This is a genomic window from Wolbachia endosymbiont of Cylisticus convexus, from assembly GCF_003344345.1.
The window spans coordinates 1-2,964 of record NZ_QPIP01000128.1; the positions used below are offsets into that span (position 1 = coordinate 1).

Annotated in this window: 1 protein-coding gene and 1 pseudogene; both read left to right on the plus strand. The window is 32.4% G+C overall.

Annotation, left to right across the window (positions count from 1 at the left end; all coding sequences use genetic code 11):
• The first annotated feature begins 89 nt into the window (after positions 1–89).
• Positions 90–1,030: pseudogene (locus tag Wcon_RS13505) on the plus strand (IS5 family transposase).
• A 463-nt stretch (positions 1,031–1,493) separates the two neighbouring features.
• The gene (locus Wcon_RS08980; protein WP_114517902.1) at positions 1,494–2,759 is read left to right on the plus strand and encodes a hypothetical protein; all 1,266 of its coding nucleotides are present in this window, start codon (positions 1,494–1,496) and stop codon (positions 2,757–2,759) included.
• Positions 2,760–2,964: the final 205 nt, after the last annotated feature.

Sequence of the window (2,964 nt, forward strand, 5' to 3'; positions counted from 1 at the left end):
TGGCTTTGTTGCATCACTCAAGAGAAAAGAACTGGCAGTTACTGACAAAATTCATTATAGAATAGCCATTTAACCATTGAAGAAAAAATATGCCACAGCAAATGAAAGTCAGTAACTGCAATGAATATAACAAATTTCTCCAAGAAAGAGGAAATATTTTTCATTTTATTAATAGAAAATTGGTACGAACATGGTCCAAAAGTGTTCGGTGGCAACAATATTTACAGTGATAAAGTTGTGATTTTAGTGCATATAGTCGCTAGTCTCTTTAGAATTGGCTTAAGACAAACGGTAGGGTTTATAAAAGGATATTTGCAGCAAGTAGGAAAAGGCTTAGCAGTCATTAGCTATTCGCAGGCTTCAAGAAGGTTTAAAAAACTCAATATTAAGATCAATGATTGCAGAGTTGACAAAAACAATATGGAAGATATTGAAATTGCCATAGACAGTACAAGTATCAGTATTTATAATAATACCCCTGGTCACAGTAAGGAAAATAGTAAAGATAGAAAGTATCGCAGCTATGAACAGACAAGAAAATTGCATGTAATGTTGAATATAAATAGCAAAAACGCCATAGCTGTAAAATACAGTAACGGTGTCTACTCTGATCACTTGTGATCTGCTAAAAAAAGTTGATTTTCAGCATGTCGTAAAAGTACTATATGCCGATAGGGCGTACGATAGGCATAAGCTTTATAAATTATGCAAAGAATATAATATAAAAGCAAAAATTCTACCAAAAACCTGTGCAGCAGAGCATTTAAAAATAGACTACATGTCTGATAGGAACACTGCTATTAGGTTAATCAAATTACATAATGAAGATGGTATGAAGAAGTGGAAAGAAAAAGTAAATTATGGAAAGAGGTCATATATTGAGGTTTTTTTTTCGCGACTAAAACAAACATTTGGGTTTAGCTTTAGAAATAAATCCGAAGTAAATCGTGAAAAAGAATTGCTAATAAAATGCTACTTACTCAATAAATTTATTGAAATTGGCGTCGCTAAATTTGAGATAGCTTCATGAATTTATTATACATTATCTACTATCCAAAGAGCGATGCAACAAAGCCATCCCAGTGTCACGCACTGGAATGACAAAAGAAGAAGCACTGGGATGACAACAAAGGAGCTACTTGAATGACAAGAGAGGAAGTACTAGAATGACATCTTCCTATGATAATAGCTGTGCGTGGAGTTTCTCTTTAATTGTCATTCCAGTGCGTGACACTGGAATCCAGCTGAATTGGTAAACACGAAAGCACTTTTTTAATGACGAAAAGACTGCTTTCATGACATCTTCCTACAGTTGTGTGCTGAAATCCAGGAGCATATAGCTGAACACGCCGCGGCGCTAATAAGTAGCGGAATGACGATTTTTCAAATTGTTGGTAGCTGTCTTGCTGACGCTTTTTCTTTTCTTAAAATCTTAAGAAGTTGACTTTTTGTCTAAAACAATATAAGATAAAATAGTAACTGGTAAGGTAAAAGTGTTAGTGTCAAAAGAGCGTAAGGAATATTTATTAGGAAAATTTAAATATGCTGCCAAAGAATTTGGCAAATCTGGTACAAAGTCCGATCATAAAACAGTACCAAAAGAACAGCAACTCTCTATTGATTTGAATAACAAAAAAGTTTTTGGTATTATAAACAGAATTTTGCACTGGATAGAAAGTAAATTTACATATTTTTTTCCACGCTATAATTTGTTTCCAGAAGTTGGAGTTGAAGGAAAAAAAATTCCTGGAACTAATACAAGGGTTAAGTATTTTACTCCAGATGATCAAGCAGAGCATACTAAAATTCCTTATAAAGGAAAATTATACGTGGACTTAACGCCAGAAGTAGAGGGTAACAAGTTAAAAGGATTTAAAGGCAAACCACATGATACAACTGATAAAATTAGTAAGGGAAAAAAAGGTTGTGTAGCTTATGTGATTACGCTTGATGGAAAACTAGTAACACATGAACATATTAATGTTAATGAAAGCGAATGGGCTTATCGTCATTCAGCTCTTGCAGGTGGTAGGCCAGTTTTATGTTCTGGTTTAATAAAAGTGATAGATGGTAAAATAACTTATATAGACAATAATAGTGGGCATTATAAACCAGAATCAGCAAACTTATACAATGCAGTGAAAAAGTTAGAAGGTCTATTTTCGAAAGATGCAAAAGTTGTCTGCTTACCATATTGGGTTATCTTACAAAAACAAATTCCGCTTATACGTAAAATTACTCCAGCCAAACAAGAGCCTGTAGAGAGATTCTTGAAAAAGATGGAGAAAAAAGGAAAAGATGGGTTGACTCAATATGAAAGACATTTTAAAAGGGTAAAAGAATTTAATGAAAAATACTCAGATAAATTAGAAAGCCAGTCGGTTTATGCTAAAGTAACTGCTCATAATTATAAATCAGCGCCTATTTCAGACTGCAGTAATCCTCAAATAATAAAAATGGCAATAGAACACTCAATAAGAAGAGTTATTGGAGCAAATTATGGCCATAAACCAAAACTTGATATTAAATATAATGAAAAAGAAGTTGTGGGTGTTAATGTAGTTTTTCACTATAAAGATGATCGTAGCAAATTTATTGAAATTTTAGACTTACATGAATGTAGCTATTTATCACGTATTCAAGAAAATAAATATATAATTACGATGAGCATAGAACAGACTAATAAATTTATAAAGGACACTTTACAAATTGAAATTGATAGTGTTGAACAATTGGGTACCCGTTTAGTGGAGCGTTAAAGCTCCATTTAAGGGAATGCTCAAAAAAAGCATAGGCGTCTCAAGTTAAGAGAATACGCCCAATATAGCAACCATTTAAGGTTTATTTGTTATATTTATTTTTTAAGAAATCTTGATCTGAAATAAGATAATTTTTCTTAAAGAGTCTATAAATTACTAATTTTATCGTTTAATGTCTAAAATAATTTTTACCGCTTCTCTTCTT